We start from the raw sequence: 24003 nt of genomic DNA, 5'->3' as shown, positions 1-24003 counted from the left end.
CGGGTATAGGGTTGACCCTGTGATCAAGGTAGGTGTGCTCGGCGCCCGCGGCCGCGTGGGCGTCGAGGTGTGCAAGGCGGTCGAGGCGGCGTCCGATCTGGAGCTGGTGGCCGCCGTCGACAAGGACGACCCGATCGAGGGCCTCGAAGGCGCCGAGGTGGTCGTCGACTTCACCCATCCCGGCGTGGTGATGGACAACCTGGAGTGGGCGATCGCGCACGGCATCCACCCCGTGGTCGGCACCACCGGGTTCGACGCCGAGCGGCTCGACACCGTGCGGGGCTGGCTGGCGAGCTCACCGGGCACCAACTGCCTGATCGCCCCCAACTTCGGCATCGCGGCCGTGCTCATGATGCACTTCGCCCAGCGGGCCGCCCGCCACTTCGAGTCCGTCGAGATCGTCGAGCTCCACCACCCCAACAAGGCCGACGCCCCTTCGGGCACCGCCCGGCGCACCGCCGAGCTGGTGGCCCAGGCCCGCGCCGAGGCCGGGGTGGGGCCGATGCCCGACGCCACCAGCTCCGAGCTCGACGGGGCGCGCGGCGCCGACGTCGACGGCGTCCGCGTCCACGCCGTCCGGCTGTCGGGGCTCATCGCCCACCAGGAAGTGCTGCTCGGCGGCGGCGGCGAGACCCTCACCATCCGTCACGACACGATGAACCGCGCCGCCTTCACCCCCGGCGTGCTGCTCGGGGTGCGGCGGGTCGGTGAGCTTCCCGGGCTGACCGTGGGCCTGGAGCGCCTGCTCGACCTCTGAGAAACGGGCCGTGCCCACCACCTCGGGCGAGGTCGGCGGGCACGGTCGAGGAGAGGGTCCCGGCGCCGCACAGCCGAGCCTACGATCATCAACCCTAATATCCGGAGGCGCCGGCCCCGGCACACGTGAGACCGTGTCGGCATGGTGCGATGGGCTGACGCCGGCGATCTTCCCGGCCTGGTCGCGGTGGAGGTCGCCGCCGACGGGCTGTTCGAGCAGGTGGGCATCACGTTCCCGCCCGGCACGACGATGATCGAGGAAGTGCGCGACCCGTCCTCGGTGCTGGTCGAGGGCGACCCGCCGGCCGGCTTCGCGCTCCTCGCCCGGGTCGACGGCAACCTCCACCTGGAGCAGCTCGCCGTCCATCCCGACCGGATGCGACAGGGCATCGGCGGGCGGCTGGTCGAGGCGATGCTGGATCACGCCCGCGCCTCCGGTGCGCCGGCGGTGACGCTGACGACGTTCAGGGACGTGCCGTGGAACGCGCCGTGGTACGAGCGCCACGGATTCAAGGTCTGGCCCGAGCCGTCGTGGGGGCCGGAGCTGCGCGAGCTGGTGCGGCGGGAGCGCGAGCTGGGCATCGAGGTCGCCCCACGGGTGGTCATGGGGCTTTTCCTCAGCTGAGGGGCGCTGTCACGCCGCCGCCGGGTCAATCAGCGGGAGACGGGCGGCTGCCGGGGTTCCGGGTGGCGGGCGGGTCGCCGAAGTGGGGTGGCAGCGGAGGCTGGCCGGTGACCGCCTCCACGATGTCCGCGGCCACCTGGTGCACCTTCACGTTGCGCCGCTGGGAGCTGCGGCGCAGGATGTCGAAGGCGGCGGGGGCGGTGCACTGCCGGCGGGCCATGACGATGCCGAGCGCCTGGTCGATGATCGCCCGTGTGGTGAGGGCCTCGCGGAGCTGGGTGATGACCTCGTTCAGCCGGGCCGCCCGCAGCACGGCCTGGAACAGCACCTCGGCCTGCCCTGCCGTCACGGTGACGGCCGTCCGGGTCTCGGCGGGGAAGCCGCCGGCCCGCTCCGAGTAGAGGTTGATCGTGCCCTGGACGTGGCCGTCGAAGGCCAGCGGCTGCGCGTACGCGCTTCGCACGCTGTGGGCGGCGAGCTCGCCGCCGGGCCGGTCCAGCGCGGTTCGGACACCAGGTCGTCGGACCAGACGGCCTCGCCGCTCTTGATCGCGTCCAGGCACGGGCCCGCGCCGATGCTGAACTGCAGGGTGTCCAGGGCCACCGCGCCGGGCTCGGAGAACGCCACGGTGTAGGGGCCGCCGTCCCCGAGCAGGGCGACGCTGGTCAGCGTTTCGCCGGGTATGGCACGGGTCGTGACCGTGAGGATCTCGCGTAGCGGCTGCTCGAACTCTGCGGTCATGGTGAGGGTGCTCAGCGGGTCCAACGCCTTTTCCTCGGGTCTGCGAAGCCTCCGGACCAGTCATGAGGAACCTAGCCCCCGGCAGCCCGGCAGAGTAGTCAATCCCACAAATTGCGGTATTTACTCGTGCTTGTCATGGGCTGCCCCTGATGGAGAAAGCGTAACGTCCGAAGGTCAGAGAGAGACGGCCAGACCGATCGTCAGGAGCGCCCCGTACGCCATCTGCAGCTTGCCGGTCTGCTGCAGGGCTCCGATCAGCGCGGGGCCCACCGCGCCGGCGAGGACCGTACGGACCGGTGAGATCGCCAGCGGCGCCGCGAGCACCGCGAGCGCCGCCGCGGGCGCGAGCGGGACCATCGCCAGCGCGACCGCGAACGGCACGACCAGACAGGCCGCGTAGAGCGTACGGGTGCGCGGCGCGCCCAGCACGACCGCCAGCGTCCGCTTGCCCGACTCCCCGTCGGTGCCGACGTCGCGCAGGTTGTTGACCACCAGCATCGAGCACGACAGGAGCCCGACCGGGACCGACGCCGCCAGCGCCGCCCACGACAGCTGCTCGGTCTGCACGAACGCGGTGCCGACCACCGGCACCACGCCGAAGAACACGAACACGGCCGCCTCGCCCAGCGCGCGGTAGCCGTACGGGCGACTGCCGCCGGTGTAGAACCAGGCGGCGGCGATCGCGGCGGCGCCCACCAGCAGCACCCACCACGCCCGCGTGACCACGACCAGGACCAGCCCGAGCACCGCCGCGGCGGCGAAACAGCCCAGCGCCGCCGTCAGCACCTGGCGCGGGGTGGCCGCCCGCGAGCCCACCAGCCGCATCGGCCCGACCCGCTGGTCGTCGGTGCCGCGGATGCCGTCGCTGTAGTCGTTGGCGTAGTTGACGCCGATCTGCAGCAGCAGCGCCACGAGCAGCGCCAGCACCGCGCGCCACCAGCTGAAGCCGCCCTCGCCGATCGCCACGCCGGTGCCGGCCATGACCGGCACGATCGCGTTGGGCAGCGTGCGAGGACGGGCTCCCGCGAGCCATTGAGCAGGAGATGCCATTCGGGAGAGACCTCTAGCTGATGTCGGTGGTGAGCCTGACCATGCGGATCGGGCGCCCCATGTCGAGCACCCGCTCGGCCATGTCTTCGCCCCAGCCCGCCGACTCCAGGAAACCGAGCACCGGGTAGTTGTCGGCGAACACCCAGGTGGCGATCTGCCGGTAGCCGTCCTCACGAAGATAGTCGACGGTGGCGTTGAGCAGGCGGCTGCCGTGGCCGCGCCGCACGAAGTCGGGGTCGACCAGCAGCGTCAGCATCTCGGCCACCTCGGTGGGGTCGAGGTCCGGGTCCTCGGCGGGGGAGTGGGAGGCCAGGCCCACCACCCGTTCGCCGCCGCGCGGTGTCATCGGCATGTTGGCGCCCCCCACACCCAGCGCGGGGAAGCCCTCCGTGTCGAGGATGGTCTCCACCGCCACCAGCACGCGGTGCCGGGACGTGGGCGGGGCGGCGATCGCCTCGTCCCACTGGCGCAACCACATCTTCTCGGCCGCCGGGCCTGTCATCTGCTCGAGTGGACCCTCGGGCAGGAACTCCCGGTAGCCGTAGCGCCAGGCGCGCACCTGCACATTCGCCACCTGGAGCACATCCTCGCGCCGGGCCGCCCGGACGCCTACGTCTGCCATCTCGGCCCGCTCCTTCGCCTGCTGTTCATGCCACAAGGCACGAGTTACACCGTATCGGTGTTTGACCCTGGGCGAGGACGCGAACCCTGCTTCCTCGCCCGGTATGCCCGCGTTTTAGTGCGGTTACCGCAGACCCGCATGGAACACCATGATCGGGAACGGTTCCGGGAGGAGTCGATGAACGCCCACTGACACGTCTCCTCGGCGCACACCTTCAGCCGGTCCCAGGAACCGCCGATCACCCCCGCCGCGATCACGGCCAGCCCGGCCGTCACCCCGCCGCCGATCGGCGCCAGCTCCGGCCGCCGGCCCACGGTCACCCGTAACGGCAGCAGCGGCAGCTCCACCGGCTCAGGGCCGCGCCGCAGCGCCTCCCTGAGTCCTTCCCGCAGCGCCACCGCCAGCGCGAGATCGTCGTCGCCGGCCCGGTCACCCGGACCGGCGAGCGCCCGCTCCCGCAGCCACAGGGCGAGCTCGGAGGGGGTGCCCAGGTCGTCGGCGTCGGCCTCGACGTCGTAGGTGTTCACGAAATCGCGCACCAACTCGGCCGACGCCACCATGAGAACACTCTACTCGCTTCGTGATCTTCTATGTCCTCGACGGCATCCCGCCGATTCCGCCCGGCCGTCAGGCGGGCGGCAGCGCGCCGGCGAGCCGCCGGACGCCCTCGGCCAGCTCCGCCACGTTGGCCGCCGCGATGTGCGTCACCCGGAGGTGCGGGCCGGGCGGCTCCGCCGGGAAGTACATCCGGCCCGCGCTCACCAGCACCCCGTCCCGCTTGGCCGCCTCCACCAGCGCCCGCTCGTCGGTCTGCGCGGGCAGCCGCAGCCACAGGTGCATCCCCCCGATCGGCAGCACGTACGGCTCCGCCCACGGCATCCAGGCGGCCAGCGCCGCGGCGAGCGCGTCGCGGCGGGTGGCGATCTCGGCGTGCACCGAGGCCAGGTGCCGCCGCCAGGCCGGTGACCCGACGAACTCCAGCGCCGCCTCCTGCAACGGCCGCGCGGGGAAGAACGACTCCACGAGCTGGCCGGCCCGCAGCCGGTGGGCCGCCGGGCCGCGCGCGACCATCGCCGCCAGCCGCATGCTCGGCGAGAGGATCTTGGTGAGCGAGTGGATGTGCACCACGGTCCCGTGCGTGTCCATGGAGACCAGGGACGGCGGCGCCTGCCGGGTCAGCCACCGGGCGTAGTCGTCCTCGATCACGAACGCGCCGGCCGCCCTGGCCACCTCCAGCACCTGGCGGCGGCGTTCGAGGGTGAGGGTGGCGCCGGTGGGGTTCTGCAGCGTCGGCTGGCACAGGAACACCCGCGCCCCCGTCACCGCGAACGCCTCCGCCAGCAGGTCGGGCCGCACGCCGTCACGGTCCACCGGCACCGCCGTGGCGCGCAGCCCGGCCGCCTTGGCCGCGGCCAGCGCACCCGGGTAGGTCGGGGTCTCCACCAGCACCTGGGTCCCCGGCGCGGCCAGGGCGCGGAAGGCGTGGCTGAGCGCCGCCTGCCCGCCGCTGACGATCAGAGCGTCCGCGGCCGTCACGTCACCCCCCGCCTGGGACGCGAACCACCGGCGCAGCTCGTCCACCCCGTTCAGCGGCGGCATCCCCCAGACGCCCGGCCTGCGCATCGCCCGGGTGGCCGCCGCCGCGAGCTGCTTGTCGGGCCGCAGCCCCGGGGGCAGATAGCCGCCGGTCAGCGGCACCACCCCCTCGGGGGCGCGGGCGAGCAGCGCCGTCATGGGGTCGTCGTCCACCACCCGGTCGCCGAGCGCCACCGTCTGCCACGAGAGGTCGGCGGCGTCCCGTACCGGCTCCCGCCGCGGTGCCACGAACGCCCCGCTGCCCGGTTTCGTGATCACTTTTCCCTCGGCGGCGAGCTGCCCCAGCGCCCGCGACACCGTCACGGGGCTCACCGCGTGCCGCCGCATGATCTCCCGGCTGGACGGCAGCCGATCGCCCGGCCGGAGCCGGGTGATCTCGTCCCGCAGCATCGCGGCGATCTGCGCGATACTGCTATCGTTCTCCATGAGAGGTAAGAATAGCGCTACTGTCCCCGAGGGAATAGCGATCCCGGGCCGCGCGGCCCGGGGCGGGGGCACCTGGCTCGCCTTTCTGGGCGTGCTCGCCTTCTCCGGGTCCTTCCCCGCCACCGTCTACGCCATGGAGGGCTTCGACCCCTGGCTCGTCGCGATCGGCCGTGCCGCCATCGCCGGGATCGTGGCGCTCGTGTGCCTCAAAGCCGCCCGGTTGCCCCTGCTGCCGCCGCGCCCGCACTGGCGCGCGTACGGGCTCATCTCCCTCGGCGTGGTCTTCGGCTTCCCCGTCTTCAGCGGCCTGGCCCTGGACCTCGGCGCGAGCACCGCGCACGCCGCCGTCGTCATCGGGCTGCTCCCCGCCGCGACCGCCGTCTGCGCCGTCCTGCGGGCCGGCGAACGGCCCCGGCCGGTGTTCTGGGCGGCCTGCGTGGCGGGGGCGCTCGCCATCACCGCCTTCACCCTGACCCGCGGCGAGACCACGGCCGCCTGGGCAGACCTCCTCCTGGTCGGCGCCCTGCTGTCGGCGGCCGTCGGCTACACCGAAGGCGGGCGGCTCGCCAGGCACACGCCCGGCTGGCAGGTCATCTCGTACGCGCTGGTCCTGTCACTCCCGATCACCGTTCCCGTCAGCGCCGTCCTGGCCGCCGTCACGCCGGTCGCGCCCACGCCCGCCGCCCTCGCGGGCTTCGCGTACGTGGGGCTGATCTCCATGTTCCTCGGCTTCTTCCCTTGGTACGCGGGCCTGGCCAGGGGCGGCATCGCCCGCGCCGGTCAGACGCAGCTGACCCAGCCGCTGCTGACGCTGGTGTGGGCGTGGTTCCTGATGGGCGAGAGGTACGGGGTGGCCACCGTGGCGGCGGCACTGGCGGTGCTCGTGTGCGTGGCCATCACCCAGCGCGCCCGTACTTGAAAGCCGTGACACCGCGCCGCAGGATGGGGGAGGAGGTGTCACACATGGCGGACCTCACGATCCCCGAAGGCGGCTTCTGGCCGGCGCCGGAGATCCCGCAACCCAACATCTACCCGATGGAATGGCGGGTCGAGACCGAGAAGCTCGCGGCGATATACGAGAAGTCCAAGCGCCTGGTCTGGAACCCTGCCGACCTTCCGTGGGACGACCTCGACCCGGCCGACTTCACCCGTGCGCAGCGGCTCGGCATCATGTACTGGTTCGCCGTGCTCGCCAACTTCGACGCCTCGGGCCCGGCCGTGTTCGCCCGGGCCACCATCCAGGCGTTCGAGAAGCACGAGGAGGACCCGGTCAGGAAGTGCTTCTTCTCGATCACCCGTGACGAGATGAACCACGAGGAGTGCTGCCAGCGCACCATCGCCCGCCTCTGGCCCGGCGGCCCGCTCGACTGGGAACCGGCCGACGACCTGGAGAGAGCCGCCCACAACAACATCGGCTGGCTCTACCACAACGGCGGGCGCTACTGGACCGGCTACAGCTCGGCCGTCGGCCGATACTCGCTCCCGGTGCTCTTCACCAGCTTCATGATGGGCGAGATGGCCGCCTCCACGTTGTTCCGCGGCATGGCGTCGGGCACGCGGCATCCCGTGTTCGACGAGATGTTCAAGCGCATCGGGCGCGACGAGTCGCGTCACCTCCAGATCTGCATGACGATCCTGGAGAACGAGTGGCCCGGGCTCGACGACCAGACCCGCGGCCTCATCACCCGCCAGTTGCGCGCCGGGTTCGTGTTCCTGTCGATGATCCTCTGGGAGCCGCCGGAGGGCTTCTGGGAGCTGCCGCCCTACTTCCTGGCCAACCACCGCGTGCTCATGGACCACGCCCGCGACGCCGGCCTGGGCCTGCTCACGTACGAAGAACAGGCGGAGAACTGGCGGGTGGCCATGGCGAGGATCCGCGCCATCGTCGAACGCTGGGGCATCGCCTTCCCCGCGATCCCCGAGCTCGACCTGGAAGGTGTGGCGGTGGACATCATCGACCCGCAGGACATCATCCCGGTATTCTGACCGGTCCGTTGTGGCTTGTTCACGCGGCTGGGTTCACGCGGCGGGGGGCGGGGTCATGTGGGGACGGAAGAACGGCCTGCGCGTCGTCGAGCTCGGCCTGCCCGGCGAGATGCGCACCACGCTGACCGACCTGGTGCTGGCCGGCGCCAAACGCGCGACGGCCGGGCTGCTGGAGCTCGACTACGAGCGTGAGGGCGAGGAACTGGAGCACGTGGGGGAGCGGCTCGCGCTCGTCGGCGGCTCCGGGGACCAGGTGGCCACCCTGGAGGTGACCGAGGTGCGGCTGATGCCGTTCGCCGAGGTGCCCTGGGAGTTCGCCCAGGCGGAGGGTGAGGGCTTCCGGGACATCGGCCACTGGCGCGAGGCGCATCGTGGCTACTGGCGCGAGGAAGGCTACGAGGTGGACGACTCGACCACGGTGGTCTGCCTGTCATTCCGCGTGGTGGGCCAGCGCTCCTCGGGCGAGACGTAGCTGCCGCGCTGCGGCACTGTGTAGATCCATCCTTCCTCGCGCAGCGCGGCCATGGCTCGCCGTACGGTTTCGCGCGCGACGTCGTAACGCTGGACCAGGGCCGTCTCGCCGGGGATCGGGCGTGTCGGACGGTAGGCGCCCTCGGTGATCTGCTGTGTCAGCTCATCGGCTATCTGGCGATAGAGCGGCATTTTCCGAGGCTTGATCGAAATCCCGGGGCCAGCGCCCACGAAGGTCCCCTGGCCCTGGACGGTGTGGACCAGCCCTTCGTCACGGAGCATTCTGATCGCGCGGCGGGCTGTGGTGCGGGCTACGCCGAACTCGCGCTGGATGTCGCCCTCGCTGGGCACCGGATCCCCTGCGGAGGCCTCGGCGACGCGGGACCGGAGGATCTCACTGATCTGCAGATAGAGATGGGTGTCGCCCTCGGGGTCGAACATGCGTACGAGGATATCGCGTATCCGAGTGAGCTACTCGCTCGTCGGCCATTTATCCTTGACGTTCACATAAGTGCCTCTGTATGGGACTGTGAATACCCAGCCTTGCTCTCTCAAGTGGGCCACCGCCTGGCGTGCGGTGACTTTGGCGACACCGAACTGCTGCATCATCTGCTTCTCGCCGGGGATCTTACGGTTGGGCAGTATTTCGCCCCGCTTGATCCGTTCCGATATTTCCCGGGATATCTGCAGATAAATCGGGACCTTTCTGGCGGTGCGCGGGGCGGTCGGCGGGCCGACGAACGTCCCCTCGCCCTGGATCGTGTACGCCACGCCCTGATCTCGCAGCTCGCGGGCCACGCGCCTGGCGGTCGTCCTGGCGATCTCGTAGTCCTGTTCGAGCCTGGCCTCGCTGGGGACGGGGTCGCCCGCCTGGAGCTCTCCACGCTCGATCTGCCGGCAGATGAGCTCGGCCACCTGCTTGTAGATGGGGACGGGTCCTTCACGGTCCAGCACGCCAGAGATTGTAGACCAATCTAGACATGCGTGCACAAAGCAGACACGCTCACATGGGTCTATAGATACGTTTGGTAGACCTGTAGATGTTGATAGGTCTAAGGTGAGGCTATGGACTGCGGGTTGTATGAGCTGCATGGTCAGCACCCGGCGTCGGCGGACGGTGCCGTGGTGATGATCGACTGGTGCCCCGCGGTGCCGCGCACGGAGCGGGTGAGGGTGCGCGACTACACGTGCGACTGCCGGCCCATCGTCTACGAGCTGTGTCAGGCGGGAGGGCTGCGGTTCATCAGGCGGATCAGCAGGCCGAACGGGCGGCTGGTGGTGGAGGAGTCGCGGTGGTCCACCTCGGCGGTCATCGACACCCTCTGGGGAGAGCTGCTGCGCGGCGAAGCCCGCTGACCTCGAACTCCCGGCAGGTGTCATCCCAGCTCCTTGCACCTGCCGGGTCCAACTCATGGGCCACGGCGAAGAACAGATCGATCTGCTCGTTGAGCGGTGAGGGGAACTCCGTCGGCGCGAGGCGTGTACGCCGAGCTCTCCTCGTTGAGCGCGCGGGCGCGCTGCTCCTTCATCGGGCGCGCTGCCTCCTACTTGTGGCGGTTCTCGGCGCCGGGCTGCCACCCGGCGCCGAGAACCAGAGGAGGGGACCGGAGCCCCGCGCGACACCGGACAGAAACCGCGCGGGTTGAGCCCTGCCGGCCGGTCACCTGGTGATCGGCCGACAGATTGGCTCGCTGCCGGGTGACATGCCCGTCCGGCACTCTCGTCCACGATACGGATTGCCTTCGACCGCAGTGAGAATGCCCGGCAGCGGTGAACATGGCCCCGCGCCCTCCGGGGGACACGGAACCACGCACGGGTGAAGGCCGATGACGTCCAAACGGCCGTCCCGCGAGAATGAGGATGCCATGCCTTTCCCTGGCCCGGCTGGGCTTCCGCGCTTTCATAGGGATCATGCGGTTTAGGGTCGCGAGCGACTGGTCTCCGTTGTGCGCGGAATTTCCCGTGGTAAATGTGTGGGGACGCAACCGAATGTCGCCTCATACGTGGACGCGCCGCCAAGCGGAGTCCGTGACGATGAGGTGATCGAGGAACCGCAGGCCCACCGTCTCGGCGGCTTCCGCGAGGCGGCGCGTCGCCACCACGTCGGCTTCGCTGGGATCCAGCGACCCGCTCGGGTGGTTGTGCGCCAACCCGAACAGCGCACCGCCGGACCTGAGCACCGCTGCGACGATCTCGCGGACCGGCACCGTCGTATGGTCCGTGCCGCCCTCGGTCATCACCGTCCGGCGCAGCACCGCGCCGCGGACGTCGCACACGACCACCACCAGCCGCTCGTGCGCGTGCCCGCGCAGCAGGGGCGCGGCCACCGCCGCCAGATCCGCCGTGCAGGTGACCCTGGCCCGCTCCGGCTCCGCGTCCGCACGCCGGATCAGATGGAACGCCGCCGCCACGCGCGCCGCCTTGGCCGGCCCCACCCCCGGCACGGCGAGCAGCCGATGCGGCTCCGACCGGACCAGAGCGTCCAGGTCTCCGCAGTGCGCGATCACCCGCGCGGCCAGATCCATCGCGCTCGCCCCCCGGAACCCGGACCCGAGCAGCACCGCCAGCAACTCCCGATCGGCCAGCGCCGCCGCCCCGCTCTCCATCAGCCGCTCCCGTGGCCGTTCGCGCCTCGGCAGATCTTTGACCCGCATGCCCCACCTCCGGGAATGGTTGTATCAACGCCTACCGACAACCTTTGACCTGCGCTTACACGGCTCATCCCGATGCCCGAAAGGCCCCCATCGCGCCTGCAGAAGGCGAGATGGACGGGTTGTTCTGCCGCTTGGCAGGCCGGTGTCAGGGGGCTGCCGACGACGGCCGAGGTCACGTCGTCGGGGAGGGTTCTTGGGCCGGCTCCTTCTCGCGCGTCTCCGCGAGGACGCCGGTCACGGTTCGTCAGTCACGTCGTCGGGGACGGTCCTGGGGCCGGCTCCTTCTCACGCGTCTCTTCGAGGACGCCGGCCATGGGTCGTACGGCGAAGTCACCAGGTCCCGGGGGCGAAGGGACGATGACTGAGGAGGCCCCCCGGAGCTTGTGGCGGCTCCGGGTCCGGCGTCAGACGGGCATGCTGTAGACCATGCGGAACCGGTCGCCCGGCAGGATGATGTCGCTGGTCTCCACCGGACGGTCGCCGGCCCAGTGGGTGCGTTCGACGTGGAGGACGTGCACGCCGACGGGCAGGTCGAGGGCCTCGCTCTCGCTGGGACGAGGCGCCCGGGTGTGGATGCTCTCCACGACTTCGGTGATCTTCACGCCGTGCGCGTACATCCTCGCGACCAGGCTGCGCCGCTCCTCCTCCGAGTGGGGCGCGAACTCCAGTGGCTCGTACGCCGTCGCCAGTTGCAGCGGCCGGCCGTCGCCGCGGAAGACGTAGTGGGTGCGCGTCACGGTCGTCGATTCGTCGACCCGCAGCCGTCTGGCGAGGTCGGGGCCTGCTTCTGCGGGCTCGCTGTGCCAGTCCCAGGTCACCCGCCAGCCCTGCGACTGCAGATCCGCCGCGAAAGGGGTGGGGCGATCGAGGAACCGCCACCGGTGCAGTGGAGTGAGCTCGGATCGTTCTCTCACATAGTGGCCGGAACCGATGCGGCCGATGATGAGCCCTTCGCTGGCCAGAACACGGAGAGCGTGGCGGGCGGCGGTCTCGCCGACCTGGTACTTGCGGGTCAGCTGGGCCCGTGACGGGATGAGCGCGCCAGGAGGAAGGGTGCCGTCATGGATCTGTCGCCGGATGTCTTCGACGACACGCAAGTAGACCGGATCTGAGGTGGCCACTAGTCCATCCCTGGAGGTTCGTGTGAGGCGTTGCCCCATGTTGCCGTATTCGGCAGGTAACCGACCGTCATCGATGACTGCTGGAGCCCCAACTTTGCGATAGCGGAAAATTATCGGAGAAACCCTGTAACGCCGGTGTAAGGGGTGCCGATTCTCCGGTAGAGGTCGTCGATGTGTGTACCCCCGAGCACATATCGGCGGCCTCTTCCTATGTGGCCCTCCGGGCCACCTCTTGTCCGGGTGAGTTTGCCAGCCGGTGGGCCGTGCGAAGCCGCCTGCCGGGCCCGGGGTGAATGGCGCTGGCGCGGACGATCTCTCGCTGGATGTCCTGGCCGACTGCCGATTGGGTCAACCAGCACGGTCCGATCGTGACCTCGCCTGTGACCGCGACCGATCCCCGGCTCCCGGGTGGCTGGAGACGCCGCGCCGCGGGTAGGTAGGCGTTGACGGTGAGGCCGCGGAGGCCGGGCGTGCACGGGAATGCCGGAGGACGGGGTGACAAAAGGCGGCTCCAGGCAGGCAAAACGGGGTGGCGGCGTCCAATGGATTTCGGAATCCGGGTAGCGTTCGCACTATGGCATCGCCAACAGGAACCTCCGACGCGCCCTTCGGCCGCATGCTGACCGCCATGGTCACGCCGTTCACGTCTGATGGCGCGGTCGACTACCAGGCGGCGCGGCGGCTCGCCACCTATCTGGTGGACGAGCAGCACAACGACGGCCTGATCGTCAGCGGGACGACCGGCGAATCCCCCACCACCTCCGACGAGGAGAAGGCCCGCCTGCTCAGCACGGTCCTCGAGGCCGTCGGCGACCGGGCGACCGTGGTGGCCGGGGCCGGCACCAATGACACCCGCCACAGCGTCGAGCTCGCGCGGCAGGCCGCGCGCGAAGGCGCTCACGGCCTCCTCGTGGTGACCCCTTACTACAGCAAGCCTCCCCAGGAGGGTTTGTACCGGCACTTCACCGCCGTGGCCGACGCCACGGAACTCCCGGTCATGCTCTATGACATCCCGGGGCGCAGTGGGGTGCCGATCAAGACGACGACGCTGATCAGGCTGGCTCAGCACGACCGCATCGTCGCAGTCAAGGACGCCAAGGGCGACCTCTTCGGCGGCAGCCAGGTGATGATCGCCACCGATCTCGTCTTCTACTCCGGCGACGACCTGCTCAACCTGGCCTGGCTCTCGCTCGGCGCGGCAGGCTTCGTCAGCGTGATCGGGCACGTGGTGGGCGCCCAGCTCGCCCGCATGATCCAGCTCCATCGCAACGGCGATGTCGAGCAGGCACGCGCGATCCACCGCCAGGTGGCGCCCGTGGTCGAAGGGATCATGATGAGCGCGGGCGGCGCGATCATGACGAAGGCCGCACTGGACATGGTCGGCATGCCGGTCGGGCCCGTGCGCCTGCCGCTCGTGCCCGCGACGGAAAAGCAAATCGCCGAGCTGCGTGCTTGCCTGGTGGCCGGCGGGGTGAAGTTGGCAGATATCTAGAAACGGGGAGGAATTGCGAGTTTTGAGAACGCGATTTGACCATGGGGGCCGGGCATGAGCCATCCGCATCCTGATCTCGGCCCTCCTCCGGCGCTGCCTGAAGGCGGCCTGCGCATCGTCGCGCTGGGCGGGCTGGGTGAGATCGGCAGAAACATGGCGGTCTTCGAGTACGACGGCCGGCTGCTGATCGTCGACTGCGGGGTGCTCTTCCCCGAGCCCGAACAGCCGGGTGTCGACCTGATCCTGCCCGACTTCGACTACATCAGGGACCGGCTCGACCAGATCGAGGCCATCGTCCTGACACACGCCCACGAGGATCACATCGGGGCGGTGCCCTACCTGCTGCGCGAGCGGCGGGACATTCCCCTCGTCGGCTCCAAGCTCACCTTGGCGCTGATCGAGGCGAAGCTCACCGAACACCGGATCCAGCCGGTGAAGAACCAGGTGGTGGAGGGTGAGCGGCGCACGCTGGGGCCGTTCGACTGCGAGTTCCTGGCGGTCAACCACTCCATCCCGGATGCTCTGGCGGTGGCGATCAGGACGCCCGCCGGCATCGTGCTCCACACCGGTGACTTCCGGATGGACCAGTTGCCGAGCGACGGCAGGCTCACCGACCTGGGCGGGTTCGCCCGGCTCGGCAGCGAGGGCGTCGACCTGCTGATGTCCGACTCGACGAACGCCGAAGTGCCGGGGTTCGTCACCAGTGAGCGGGAGATCGGCCCGGTCATCGACGAGGTCATCCGTACCTCCGAACAGCGTGTGATCGTGGCGAGCTTCGCCTCGCACGTCCACCGCATCCAGCAGGTCATCGACGCCGCGGCCAAGCACGGCCGCAAGGTCGCGCTCGTCGGCCGCTCGATGGTGCGCAACATGGGGGTCGCCCGCGACCTGGGCTACCTCAATGTGCCGCCGGACCTCGTCGTCGACTCCCGCGACATCGAGCAGTGGCCGCCGCAGGACGTCGTGCTGATCTGCACCGGCTCTCAGGGCGAGCCGATGGCGGCTCTGTCGAGGATGGCGAACCGCGACCATCCCATCCGCATCACCGAGGGCGACACGGTCCTGCTCGCGTCGTCGCTGGTGCCGGGTAACGAGACCGCGGTCAACAAGGTGATCAACGGGCTCTCCCGGTGGGGCGCCCGCGTCGTGCACAAGGGCAACGCCAAGGTGCACGTCTCCGGTCACGCGGCAGCCGGCGAGCTGCTCTACGTGCTGAACCTGACCCGGCCCTCCAACTTCATGCCGGTTCACGGAGAGTGGCGGCACCTGCGGGCACACGCCAAGCTGGCCTCGCTCACCGGCGTGCCCGAGGACCACATCGTGATCGCCGAGGACGGCGTCGTCGTCGACCTCGTCGACGGCCGCGCCAAGATCGTCGGCGCGGTGCACGCCGGTTACGTGTACGTGGACGGCTCGTCGGTCGGCGAGATCACGGACGTGTCGTTGAAGGACCGCAGGATCCTGGGCGACGAGGGCTTTATCTCCGTCGTCGTCGTGGTCGACTCGAGCACCGGCAAGCTCACCGCCGGGCCTGAGATCCACGCGCGCGGCTCGGGCATCGACCCGGCGCAGTTCGAGGAGTTCATCCCGCAGATCGAGAGGGCTCTCCAGGACAAGGCCGCCGACGGGGTGGTCGACATGCAGGAGATCCGTCGTGTGGTGCGCCGCACGGTGGGGCGCTGGGTGAGCGACACCTACCGCCGACGCCCGATGATCATCCCTGTGGTGGTCGAGGTCTGAGCAACGCACCGGTACGGCAGGCACACCCGCCTGCCGTACCGGCGGGACGAAGGATGTGTTGATCTTCGTGCTGAGAAGGCGTTCCCAGCCCTGACCGAAGTACATAAGGATCTTCGCGTCCTGTCTCGCCACGTTAGGTGAGCTTGAGGGATGGGCCTGTGGCCGGGCAAGCTCCCCTACAGGGTTGCCGCCAGCGCGTTCAGCGCCGCGGGTGGTACGGGTTCGCAAGTGGACAATCATCAGGTCCGCTCCGGCCTCGGCGAACGCGCGTGCGGCTGCGGCCGAGTCCCCGTCGTGGTGCACCTGGCTGTCGGACGGGTCCCGCGCTGAGTCCGCGCGGCGTCTATGGGTCCCCGTTACGCATCGGCACGGTGTTGATGGGGCCCGTCCTGCGTCGGCATGGTGTTGATGGGTTCTGTCCGAGATCCGCGCGGCGTCGATGCATCCCGTTCGGCGTCGGCACGGTGGTGATGGGTCCTGTCCGGCGTCCGCGCGGCGTTGATAGGTCCCGTCCCGCGTCGGTGCGGAGCCGACGGAGCATGTCATGTGCGCGGCGGAACTGCTCGATGGTGCCAATGTTGAAGTCCAGGGCTGGGCATGGCGTGGTGATCCGCAGTGTGCGCTTCTCGCCGCTGCTTCCGATGCCGATAGGCGGATGAGGCCGTTGCGTCCGCGCGCTCGCTGCGGGCGCCGATGAGCCGGAATCGCTCGCCGTGCATTGTGGCGGGCTCCTGCCGCAGCAGTCTGATCATCACCTGGCAGGCCTCCTTCAGACGATCGCTACGCTGCCGGCGAGCGGACCGGGCTGAGGCCTGCCCACGGCTGGCATATGGCGATGCTGTGTTGTCAAGCGTCTCTCCGTTGCAGCAGCCACAGGCCCGCGAGCACGGGGAGCACCGCGTAACAGGCCAGGAGAACGGCTGCCATCGGCGGCGGCAGCGAGGTGCCGTAGAGGCCCGGGGTGGTCAGGTCACCACTGATCTGGCGGGCAAGGGCGCTGATCATCGCCGAGCCGAGCCACTCGTTCCACGGTCCGGGGAGGTTGCCCACGATCATGGGGATGACGTAGACGAGCCCTACCAGCAGCGTGATCCCGCCTGCGGTGGAGCGCAGGATCGCTCCCAGGCCGAGCCCCAGTAGCGCGAACACCGGCACGGTCAGACTGAGGGCGACCAGCAGCGGCAGCTTGCCGGAGAACGGCGCCTGGTAGAGGCCGGAGAAGCGATCGCCGATGACCCAGCGGCACACGAGGTGCGTGCCGAAGACCACCACCGGCCCTGTCACCAGCCCGATCACGCCGACGACCGCAGCCTTGGCCGTCAGCACCGGCCAGCGCCGGGGGACCACGGTCAAGCTGGTCCTGATCAGCCCGGTCGCGTACTCCGAGGTCATGGCCAGCACGCCGAGGATGCCGAGGCTGAGCTGGGGAACGATCAGCACGACCTCCTCCAGCTCCGCGATGCGGGCCCTGGCCTGCTGAGCCGGAGACGCGCTGTCGTACATGCCGACCGCCATCTGCGCTATGCCGAAACCGAGCAGGACCCCGCCGAGGGCCAGCAGGATGGCGAGCCGGCTCGAACGTACGGAGTGGAGCTTGAGCCACTCGGCCGGCAGGACGTGTCTCATGGTCTGCCCGCCCGGTGTCCGGCGCTGCTCGCGGTGAGCGCGAGATAGGCGTCCTCCAGGGAGGGATAGCGAGCGGTGAGCTCCTCGACCGTGGCCTCCGCGATCAGCTTGCCCCTGCTCACGATGACGATGCGGTCGGCGGTCAGCGCCATCTCGCTCATCAGATGGCTGGAGAGCAGGATCGTCCTGCCTTGGGTGGCCAGCGAGCGCATCAGGTCGCGGATCCAGCGGACGCCGTCGGGATCGAGCCCGTTGACCGGCTCGTCGAAGATCAGCACACCGGGGTCGCCGAGCAGTGCCGCGGCGATGCCGAGGCGCTGCTTCATGCCGAGCGAGAAGCCGCCCACATGCTTGCGGGCGACGCCGTCGAGGCCGACGCGCTCCAGCAGCTCGGTCACACGCCGAGGGCCGATGCCGTTGGTGCGGGCCAGGCAGAGGAGATGGTCGCGGGCGCTCCGGCCTCCGTGGACGGCGCCGGCGTCGAGCAGGGCGCCGACCTCGCGCATGGGTGTGAGGAAAGTGGTGTAGCGCCTGCCGTTGACCAGTGCGTTGCCCGAGGTGGGGGCATCGAGGCCGAGGATCAGCCGCATGGTCGTCGACTTGCCCGCGCCGTTGGGGCCGAGGAAGCCGGTGACGTGCCCTGGGCGCGCGGTGAACGACAGGTCGTCGACGGCGAGCGTCGAGCCGTAGCGTTTCGTGAGGTGCTTGAGTTCGATCACGCCGTAAAGGGTGTGGCACGGAGGGGCTTCGTCACATCGGACCACGGTTCGAACCTCAAAGTCAGACCCTGGTCTGACGTGCGGAATCGAGGTCTAGGGCTACCGTCGTTCGCGTGAACGAGTCGCACCGCCTCTTCGTCGGGCCGCTGGGGCGCTCCCAGCTGATGGCGCTGGATCTGGTCGCCGCGCTGGCCTTCGTGTTGGTCGCCCTGACGGCGACGGTCAACGCCGCGGGGATCCCGCCGTGGGCCAGGCTGGCCATCCCGCTGGGTCTGGGGCTGCCGCTGGCACTGAGGAGAGTGTGGCCGCTGCCGGTCTTCCTCTTCACGGTTGCGCTGGCCGTCACGGCGGTGGTGAGCGGGGCGTTCAGCTTCGCGTACGTGTCGCCGGCTTACGCGCTCTACCTGGTGGCGGTGGCGGAAGACCGCGGCAGCTGGCTGCCCACCTCGACGATCGGGGTGCTCGCCCTGCTGACCGGGGTCGGGCTGGTGATGGTGGGCGGTGTGCCTCACCCCGAGGGGCCCGCATGGCTGCTGGGCGTCGACGAGGCGTTGTTCGGCATCGCCGCCCTCGGCGGCGCCTGGACGGTCGGCCGAGCCGTGCGCGAACGGCGGATGTACGCGACGCGCCATGCCGAGCGCCTGGCCGAGCAGGCCGTGGCCGAGGAGCGGCTGCGCATCGCCCGGGAGTTGCACGACGTGGTGACGCACAACGTGGGGCTGATCGCGGTCAAGGCGGGAGTGGCCAACCACGTCCTCGCCACGAAGCCGGAGGAGGCTCACGACGCGTTGCGGGTGATCGAGACCGCCAGCAGGAACGCGCTGGTCGAGATGCGCCACCTGCTGGGGGTGCTGCGTTCTTCGGAGAGCCCGGCCCGCGGTCCTGCGCCGGGGCTCCGCGGGTTGACTGGTCTGGCCGAGCAGGCCCGACAGGCTGGAGTGGACGTGGAGCTCGACGTCAGCATGGCGGGAGGTCAAGGTGGTCTGGAGATGCGGGAGAGCGCAATGGGCGGCATGTTCCCCGAGGCGCGGCAGATGAGGGCTGGCGAGACGTCGGGTCTAGCGGCGGGTCAGGCGGAGGGCGGGACAGGCCTCAGCACGCAGAGTGGATCAAGCTCCACGAGGAAAAGTGGATCAAGCTTCGGTACGCAGGATGATTCGAGCTTCGCTACGCAGGGTGTTTCGAGCTTCGGTACGCGGGATGGTTCGAGTTTCGCTACTCAGGATGGAGCAAGTTTCACGAAAGAGAGCGGATCAAGATTCACCACGCAGGGTGGATCACGTTTCACTACGGAGGGCGGATCACGCATCACTGCGCAGGGCCAATCGGGTCCTGCGGCGGCAAGTGGATCAGGTGCCAGAACGGAAAGTGGAGCGGGTCTCGCGACGGAGGAAGGAGATGACGGAGCGTCCACGCGGGACATGTCTTCTGGGGAGGAGGCGTCCGTGTACGGGAGGAGGTCCATGACGGGCAGGCAGTCCGCCGAGAAGGTGGGGGTTGCGGAGGGGGGAGCACCTGCTCAGCCTGTGCGGGGAAGGCTGCCTGAAGGGGTGGAGCTTTCCGTGTACCGGATCGTTCAGGAGGCGCTCACCAACGTGGTCAAGCATGCCGCGCCTGCGCGGTGCCGGGTGTCCGTGGTCGACGACGGGCGGGCGGTGCGGATCGAGGTCAGCGACGACGGGCCCGGTCATCGCACGATGACCGGCAGAGGGCCTGGTCACGGGCTGATCGGGATGCGGGAGCGGGTCATGATGTACGGCGGGACGTTCGAGGCGGGCGGAATGATCGGTCAAGGCTTCCGGGTCTCGGCCAGCCTCCCCTACGGGAGTGATTCATGATCCGGGTGCTGATTGCTGATGATCAGGCGCTGCTCCGGGGCAGCTTCAAGGTGCTGGTGGACTCCGAGCCCGATCTGGAGGTGGTGGGGGAGGCGTCGACGGGGGTGGAGGCCGTGGCCATGACCGAGCGGGAGCGGCCCGACGTCGTGCTCATGGACGTGCGTATGCCGGACATGGACGGCATCGAGGCGACAAGACTGATCGGGAAGGGCTCGCGGGTTCTCATCGTGACCATGTTCGACCTGGACGCGTACGTGTACGACGCGCTGCGGGCCGGGGCGAGCGGGTTCCTGCTCAAGGACACGCCACCGGCTGACCTGCTCGCCGCGATCAGGGTGGTGGCCAGAGGAGAGGCGCTGCTGGCTCCGACGGTCACGCGGCGGCTGATCGAGGAGTTCGCGCGGACGCCCGCGACGCCTCAGGTGCGTGGGCTGGAGGGGGTGACCGAGCGGGAACGGGAGGTGCTGACTCTGATCGCCCGCGGGCTGTCCAATGTGGAGATCACTCGGCATCTGCAGCTCAGTCTGGCGACGGTCAAAACCCATATCACTCGGTTACTGGCCAAACTCGATGCTCGTGACCGGGCGCAGCTGGTGATCGTGGCATACGAAAGCGGGCTGGTCTCGGTACCTCGGTGACGGCCGTGGCCTCCGCGTGACGGCCGGGCCTTATGTCGGCCTTGGTGTGGCTTGCCGCGGCGATGTCGTCCGTTCCTGACGGTCGGCTATGGAGCTTGACGAGGGGGATGAGGTGGAGGCGTGTTGGGATGCGTTGGGAACTCAGCGGCCTGCCATCGTGTGTGGGCTCCGCCGAAAGGGCCGCAGTGATGGCCTACTGCTTGGAGGAGCCAATGGGCGGTGTCCTCGGCCTGGCGGATGATCTCGCTCGGGTAGCCGAGTGTCAGCTGGTGTTCGGCGAACTCGTCCTCGTCGTCGAGGAAGAGGCGGCCGTCGCGCATCCTGACGACATCCAGGTCCAGGTCGAGCATGGTGACCTGGCCGTCACGCCATTCGGGGACGGTGGTGACGTCGACGTAGACCTCGATGCGGTGGGGCGGTGAGTTGAACGTGGCGGTCCACCAGGATGAGCGTGGGAAGAGCATCAGGGAGTCGTGGGGCCAGGTGACCTTCGGGCCTTCGCCTTTGCGGGCGACGGTTCCGCTGGGCACCGCGACCCAGGAGCCGTGTTCGTCCTCGCCGAGGAGCGTGCCGGGGTGATGCCAGTGCAACGCGCCGCCGTACTTCCTGTAGACGATCTCGATGTCACCCAACGCCCGTGCCTTTCCGCCGGATTCGGCGTTTTTGAGGGGGTTCGTGGTGGTGTCGGCTTTCGTACCAGGGGAGATGGGCAGGGTGCGGCGGCCGGTGTCGGGACGCCTGCTGATGCTTACGTGCTCATGATGCCAAAGCAGTCTGTGGGCGGACGAGACCCGGGATGGTCTTTCGCGGGTCTCGTCAGGGGGATGCCGCGGCAGTGGGGCGTGGAGGTGCGACACCCAGCGGCGCCGTGCTCACTGGGTGTCGCGTTCCGTTGGGTGTCGTGTCTCGGCTGGCGTCGGCTCCGTTGGGTGTCGTGTCTCGGCTGGCGTCGGCTCCGTTGGGTGACGTGCTTCGGCTGGCGTCAGCTCCGTTGCGTGCCGTGACTCCACTTGGTGTCGCGCCTCCTCCAGGCGGGACCTCGCTCCGAGTGGGACCCTGCTCCGAATGGGGCCTTGCTTCGGGTGGGGCCGCGCTTCACATCCGACCGTGGTCCACATCCGACCGTGGTCCACATCCGACCCTGCTCCACGAGGACTCTGCTCCGGTGTGACGGGTGCGGGCGCTTCGCGTCGCGAGTCGTCGCTGCGGGGTGTGGTGGATGCTGGGCGTGTCGGGCTATAGGCGGGTCAGTTCGAGGGCTTGGGCCATGGCGGTCAGACGTTGTGGGCTTGCCAAGCCTGCGTGGTACAGGTGGAACTCCGACGCGCCTGCCTTGGCGTAGGCGGTGAGGAGTTCGGCCAGTGTCTCCGGGTGGGCGGGGCGCGGGGGGAGGGCCAGGACGTACGCGCCGACCCGTTGGCCGGGGGTGCGCAGTTCGGCGAGGCGGGAGAGGCGGGCGGCGTCCGTGGCAGGGTCGCCCCAGCAGTTGCCCACCAGGACGTCGGCGCCGGGGTCGCCGGTGGGGAGGGCGGCGAAGGGGCCCGTCGCCCAAGGGTCGGGGTTGGCGTGCAAGGTGATCGGGATGTAAGGGGCGATCTCGCGGGCGGCGGTGATCAGGTGGTGGCGGAGGGAGGCCGAGAGCTCCACGCGGACGGCCCGTACCTCGTCCGCGAGCGGGCCGAGGGCTGCTTCCACGAGGCTCTTCGGGGCGTCGTGGGGCGGCGGTTCGGTGGGGGTGCCGTCGGCGGTGCGGGCGTGGGTTCGGGTGTCGGTGGGCGTGTGGAGGGCGGTGCTGGCGTGCGCTTGGGTGTCGAGGGCGGTGGGTGTGTGGAGGGCGGTGCCGGCGTGCGTTTGGGTGTCGAGGGCGGCGGCGTGGGGTCGGGTGTCCGTGTCGAGGGAGGTGCGGACCTCGGTTGATGTGTCGGTGTCGATGGCGTTGCGGACTCGGGTCCTGGTGTCGGTGGGGTAGCGGGGGGCGCAGGAGGCGCAGAAGCAGAGGGACATCAGGTCCGGGTCGTAGCCGGCGCCCGAGGTCTTCTCGTGGACGCCCTGGTGGGCGAAGCCCATGGGGCCGCAGCCCTCCAGGATGAGGCCGTCGGGGCGGCCCGCCACCAGCACCTCGCGCACCAGTCGTTCGCAGTACTCGGCGACGTCGGGGGCCGACGGGCAGAGCGCGTACGGGTAAGGGTCGCCGAAGGCGTTGCGTACGACGAGGTGGGGGAAGGCGGTGCCGAGTTGGGCGTTGTGGGTGAGCACGGTCCAGGCGTGCACGCGCAGGCCGGCCGCGCGCAGGGCCGACTGGGCCAGGAGGTACGCGTCGGGGGTGGTCCAGGTCGGGGTGGCGGGGGTGAGCCGGCCCCAGGCTTCGGGACGTACGGGAAGGTAGAAGGCGGAGTGGGGGACGTCGAGGACGCGGTGCGCGGGGTGGAAGGGGGTGGCCGCGCGGGTGGAGTGGTAGGAGGCGGCGAGGGCGACGGTCGTCACGCCGAGTGCGGCGATGCGCTCGGCGGCGGCGGGGTCCCCGACGACGTCCCAGGGGTAGACGTAGGCGACGTTCACCACCGCGGCCTCCTCGCGGTGAAGCCGGGCTGGAAGCGCCGCATGTACGTGGTGTCGTCGCGGGCGGTGACGCCGCACTTCCGATACTGCTCGTGCATGACGGCCAGCGCGTCGCGGTCGAGTTCGACGCCCAGACCGGTGCCGGAGGGCACCGGGACGGCGCCGCCTTCGAAGCGCAGCGCGCCGGGCGCGACCACGTCCTGGCCGTCCTGCCAGGGGGTGTGCGTGTCGCAGGCGTGGGTGAGGTTGGGGGTGGCGGCGGCCAGGTGGGTCATGGCGGCGAGACTGATGCCGAGATGGGAGTTGGAGTGCATCGACAGTTCGAGCCCGAAGGTGCCGCAGAGTGCGGCGACCTGGGCCGAGCGCTGCAGGCCGCCCCAGTAATGGTGGTCGAGCAGGAGCACGCCGATGGCGCCGGCGGCGATGGCCTCGGGCAGGTGCTCCGGGGTGACGACGCACATGTTGGTGGCCAGCGGCATCGGCACCCTGGCCGCGACCTCCGCCATGCCGGGGATGTCCGGCGTGGGGTCCTCCAGATACTCCAGCGCGCCCTCCAGCTCCCGGCCCACCCGGACGGAGGTGTCGACGCTCCAGGCGGCGTTCGGGTCCAGGCGCAGCGGCACGCCGGGGAACGCCTCGTGCAGCGCCCTGATCGCCTCGATCTCCTCGTCGGGCGGGAAGACGCCGCCCTTGAGCTTGATCGAGGTGAAGCCGTGCTCCTTGATGAACAGCGCCGCCTGCTCGACGATCCCGGCCGGGTCGAGCGCCTCGCCGAACCTGTCCGGCTCCTGGCCGGGGTGACCCGCCCACTTGTAGAAGAGATAGGCGCTGTACGGGACGGCGTCGCGGACCCGGCCCCCGAGCAGGTCGACCACGGGGACCCCGGCGGCCTTGCCGCGGATGTCCAGGCAGGCGACCTCGAACGGGGAGAAGACCCGGTCGATGCTCTTCTCCTTGGTGGCCACGCCGGTCAGCCCGTGCAGGTCGCTGACGGCGTCGCCGACCGTGGCCGCGACGCGCGCGTACATCTGGTTGGTGTGGTGCACGTCCAGGCCGACCAGCGCCTGCGCGCACTCGCGTACCTTGGACAGGTGTGCCAGGTCGCCGTACGTCTCGCCGAGACCGGTCAGGCCCTCGTCGGTCACCAGCTCGACGATCGTGCGCAGCGCCCAGGGTTCGTGCACTCCGGCGGCGTTCAGGAGGGGCGGATCCTTGAAGGCGACGGGGGTGACGTGGATCTGCCTGATGATCATGTGATCGCCGTCCATGTATGTGAACAGGGGCCAGGTTTGTGGACAGAATGCGGCAACTGTAAGAATCGAGCTGAGAAGGTGTCAAGACTC

25 protein-coding genes are annotated in these 24003 nt (G+C 69.8%); 10 read left to right on the top strand and 15 right to left on the bottom strand.

The genetic code is table 11. From position 1 onward, the window contains the following. Window positions 1-19: 19 nt before the first annotated feature. Both dapB and ACIBF7_RS24120 read left to right on the top strand, forming a co-directional pair. On the top strand, window positions 20-757 hold the full coding sequence (gene dapB, locus ACIBF7_RS24125; protein WP_148033604.1) for a 4-hydroxy-tetrahydrodipicolinate reductase: 738 nt from the start codon (window positions 20-22) through the stop codon (window positions 755-757). Window positions 758-898: 141 nt separating this feature from the next. After that, window positions 899-1381 carry a GNAT family N-acetyltransferase gene (locus ACIBF7_RS24120; protein WP_397198203.1) on the top strand — a complete coding sequence of 161 codons (483 nt, stop codon included), beginning with the start codon at window positions 899-901 and terminating at the stop codon, window positions 1379-1381. 25 nt (window positions 1382-1406) lie between these two features. On the opposite strand, the gene ACIBF7_RS24115 is transcribed toward ACIBF7_RS24120, so the two are convergent. The 6 genes from ACIBF7_RS24115 to ACIBF7_RS24090 form a co-directional block, all read right to left on the bottom strand. After that, entirely contained in the window at window positions 1407-1844 is a 438-nt protein-coding gene (locus ACIBF7_RS24115; protein WP_397198202.1) for an ANTAR domain-containing protein, read from the bottom strand. Continuing rightward, window positions 1727-2146, bottom strand: coding sequence for a GAF domain-containing protein (locus tag ACIBF7_RS24110; RefSeq protein WP_271279637.1), 420 nt, complete (start codon window positions 2144-2146; stop codon window positions 1727-1729). Before ACIBF7_RS24110 ends, ACIBF7_RS24115 begins: the two co-directional genes overlap by 118 nt. A gap of 150 nt (window positions 2147-2296) precedes the next feature. Beyond that, entirely contained in the window at window positions 2297-3172 is an 876-nt protein-coding gene (locus tag ACIBF7_RS24105) for a 1,4-dihydroxy-2-naphthoate polyprenyltransferase (RefSeq protein WP_271279638.1), read from the bottom strand. Window positions 3173-3185: 13 nt separating this feature from the next. Beyond that, window positions 3186-3794, bottom strand: coding sequence for a GNAT family N-acetyltransferase (locus ACIBF7_RS24100; protein ID WP_148033600.1), 609 nt, complete (start codon window positions 3792-3794; stop codon window positions 3186-3188). A 44-nt stretch (window positions 3795-3838) separates the two neighbouring features. After that, window positions 3839-4354, bottom strand: coding sequence for a CGNR zinc finger domain-containing protein (locus ACIBF7_RS24095; protein ID WP_148033599.1), 516 nt, complete (start codon window positions 4352-4354; stop codon window positions 3839-3841). Between the two features lie 67 nt (window positions 4355-4421). Further along, the gene (locus tag ACIBF7_RS24090; protein WP_219544211.1) at window positions 4422-5816 is read right to left on the bottom strand and encodes a PLP-dependent aminotransferase family protein; all 1395 of its coding nucleotides are present in this window, start codon (window positions 5814-5816) and stop codon (window positions 4422-4424) included. Here ACIBF7_RS24090 and ACIBF7_RS24085 point away from each other — a divergent pair. Genes ACIBF7_RS24085 through ACIBF7_RS24075 form a run of 3 tightly spaced genes read left to right on the top strand, consistent with a single transcriptional unit; the run spans window position 5815 to window position 8274 of the window. Continuing rightward, complete coding sequence (locus ACIBF7_RS24085; RefSeq protein WP_397198201.1) at window positions 5815-6735, top strand: DMT family transporter; 921 nt, start codon at window positions 5815-5817, stop codon at window positions 6733-6735. The genes ACIBF7_RS24090 and ACIBF7_RS24085 overlap by 2 nt on opposite strands. A 44-nt stretch (window positions 6736-6779) precedes the next feature. Then, entirely contained in the window at window positions 6780-7802 is a 1023-nt protein-coding gene (locus tag ACIBF7_RS24080; protein ID WP_271278346.1) for a hypothetical protein, read from the top strand. Between the two features lie 55 nt (window positions 7803-7857). After that, a complete protein-coding gene (locus tag ACIBF7_RS24075) occupies window positions 7858-8274 on the top strand; it encodes an ASCH domain-containing protein (RefSeq protein ID WP_397198200.1) in 417 nt (138 codons plus the stop codon). On the opposite strand, the gene ACIBF7_RS24070 is transcribed toward ACIBF7_RS24075, so the two are convergent. Beyond that, complete coding sequence (locus ACIBF7_RS24070) at window positions 8196-8714, bottom strand: GntR family transcriptional regulator (protein WP_397198199.1); 519 nt, start codon at window positions 8712-8714, stop codon at window positions 8196-8198. The genes ACIBF7_RS24075 and ACIBF7_RS24070 overlap by 79 nt on opposite strands. Before the next feature lie 30 nt (window positions 8715-8744). After that, the gene (locus tag ACIBF7_RS24065; protein ID WP_397198198.1) at window positions 8745-9227 is read right to left on the bottom strand and encodes a GntR family transcriptional regulator; all 483 of its coding nucleotides are present in this window, start codon (window positions 9225-9227) and stop codon (window positions 8745-8747) included. A gap of 111 nt (window positions 9228-9338) precedes the next feature. On the opposite strand from ACIBF7_RS24065, the gene ACIBF7_RS24060 reads away from it, so the two are divergent. Beyond that, the gene (locus ACIBF7_RS24060; protein WP_397198197.1) at window positions 9339-9629 is read left to right on the top strand and encodes a hypothetical protein; all 291 of its coding nucleotides are present in this window, start codon (window positions 9339-9341) and stop codon (window positions 9627-9629) included. 641 nt (window positions 9630-10270) lie between these two features. Here ACIBF7_RS24060 and ACIBF7_RS24055 read toward each other — a convergent pair. Further along, on the bottom strand, window positions 10271-10927 hold the full coding sequence (locus ACIBF7_RS24055; RefSeq protein ID WP_148033591.1) for a RadC family protein: 657 nt from the start codon (window positions 10925-10927) through the stop codon (window positions 10271-10273). Window positions 10928-11331: 404 nt separating this feature from the next. Further along, window positions 11332-12048 carry a GntR family transcriptional regulator gene (locus ACIBF7_RS24050; RefSeq protein ID WP_148033590.1) on the bottom strand — a complete coding sequence of 239 codons (717 nt, stop codon included), beginning with the start codon at window positions 12046-12048 and terminating at the stop codon, window positions 11332-11334. A gap of 574 nt (window positions 12049-12622) precedes the next feature. Here ACIBF7_RS24050 and dapA point away from each other — a divergent pair. Continuing rightward, window positions 12623-13540 carry a 4-hydroxy-tetrahydrodipicolinate synthase gene (gene dapA / locus ACIBF7_RS24045; protein ID WP_148033589.1) on the top strand — a complete coding sequence of 306 codons (918 nt, stop codon included), beginning with the start codon at window positions 12623-12625 and terminating at the stop codon, window positions 13538-13540. Window positions 13541-13594: 54 nt separating this feature from the next. After that, on the top strand, window positions 13595-15280 hold the full coding sequence (locus ACIBF7_RS24040; RefSeq protein ID WP_148033588.1) for a ribonuclease J: 1686 nt from the start codon (window positions 13595-13597) through the stop codon (window positions 15278-15280). A gap of 846 nt (window positions 15281-16126) precedes the next feature. Here the strand turns inward: ACIBF7_RS24040 and ACIBF7_RS24035 are convergent. Both ACIBF7_RS24035 and ACIBF7_RS24030 read right to left on the bottom strand, forming a co-directional pair. Further along, a complete protein-coding gene (locus ACIBF7_RS24035; protein ID WP_364228186.1) occupies window positions 16127-16906 on the bottom strand; it encodes an ABC transporter permease in 780 nt (259 codons plus the stop codon). Further along, a complete protein-coding gene (locus ACIBF7_RS24030; RefSeq protein ID WP_397198196.1) occupies window positions 16903-17625 on the bottom strand; it encodes an ABC transporter ATP-binding protein in 723 nt (240 codons plus the stop codon). The genes ACIBF7_RS24035 and ACIBF7_RS24030 overlap by 4 nt, the downstream gene beginning before the upstream one ends. A gap of 164 nt (window positions 17626-17789) precedes the next feature. Here ACIBF7_RS24030 and ACIBF7_RS24025 point away from each other — a divergent pair, with 164 nt between their 5' ends. Together ACIBF7_RS24025 and ACIBF7_RS24020 are read left to right on the top strand one after the other, a co-directional pair. Beyond that, the gene (locus tag ACIBF7_RS24025) at window positions 17790-19463 is read left to right on the top strand and encodes a histidine kinase (protein ID WP_364228188.1); all 1674 of its coding nucleotides are present in this window, start codon (window positions 17790-17792) and stop codon (window positions 19461-19463) included. Beyond that, the gene (locus ACIBF7_RS24020) at window positions 19460-20101 is read left to right on the top strand and encodes a response regulator transcription factor (protein WP_364228190.1); all 642 of its coding nucleotides are present in this window, start codon (window positions 19460-19462) and stop codon (window positions 20099-20101) included. The genes ACIBF7_RS24025 and ACIBF7_RS24020 overlap by 4 nt, the downstream gene beginning before the upstream one ends. 86 nt (window positions 20102-20187) lie before the next feature. Here the strand turns inward: ACIBF7_RS24020 and ACIBF7_RS24015 are convergent, their stop codons facing one another. The 3 genes from ACIBF7_RS24015 to ACIBF7_RS24005 all read right to left on the bottom strand — a co-directional run bounded on the left by ACIBF7_RS24015 (window position 20188) and on the right by ACIBF7_RS24005 (window position 23913). Beyond that, window positions 20188-20733, bottom strand: a complete 546-nt coding sequence (locus tag ACIBF7_RS24015; RefSeq protein WP_364228192.1) for a DUF402 domain-containing protein — start codon at window positions 20731-20733, stop codon at window positions 20188-20190. 604 nt (window positions 20734-21337) lie between these two features. Next, a complete protein-coding gene (locus tag ACIBF7_RS24010) occupies window positions 21338-22663 on the bottom strand; it encodes a hypothetical protein (protein ID WP_397198195.1) in 1326 nt (441 codons plus the stop codon). Then, window positions 22657-23913: a glucarate dehydratase family protein gene (locus tag ACIBF7_RS24005; protein WP_397198194.1), complete on the bottom strand. Its 1257-nt coding sequence runs from the start codon at window positions 23911-23913 to the stop codon at window positions 22657-22659. The genes ACIBF7_RS24010 and ACIBF7_RS24005 overlap by 7 nt, the downstream gene beginning before the upstream one ends. Between the last annotated feature and the right edge of the window lie 90 nt (window positions 23914-24003).

This window comes from Nonomuraea sp. NPDC050478, from assembly GCF_044458265.1.
GTDB classification, from domain to species: domain Bacteria; phylum Actinomycetota; class Actinomycetes; order Streptosporangiales; family Streptosporangiaceae; genus Nonomuraea; species Nonomuraea ferruginea.
The sequence above is the reverse complement of the archived record's forward strand: the minus strand, read 5'-3'. Positions and strand labels throughout refer to the sequence as shown.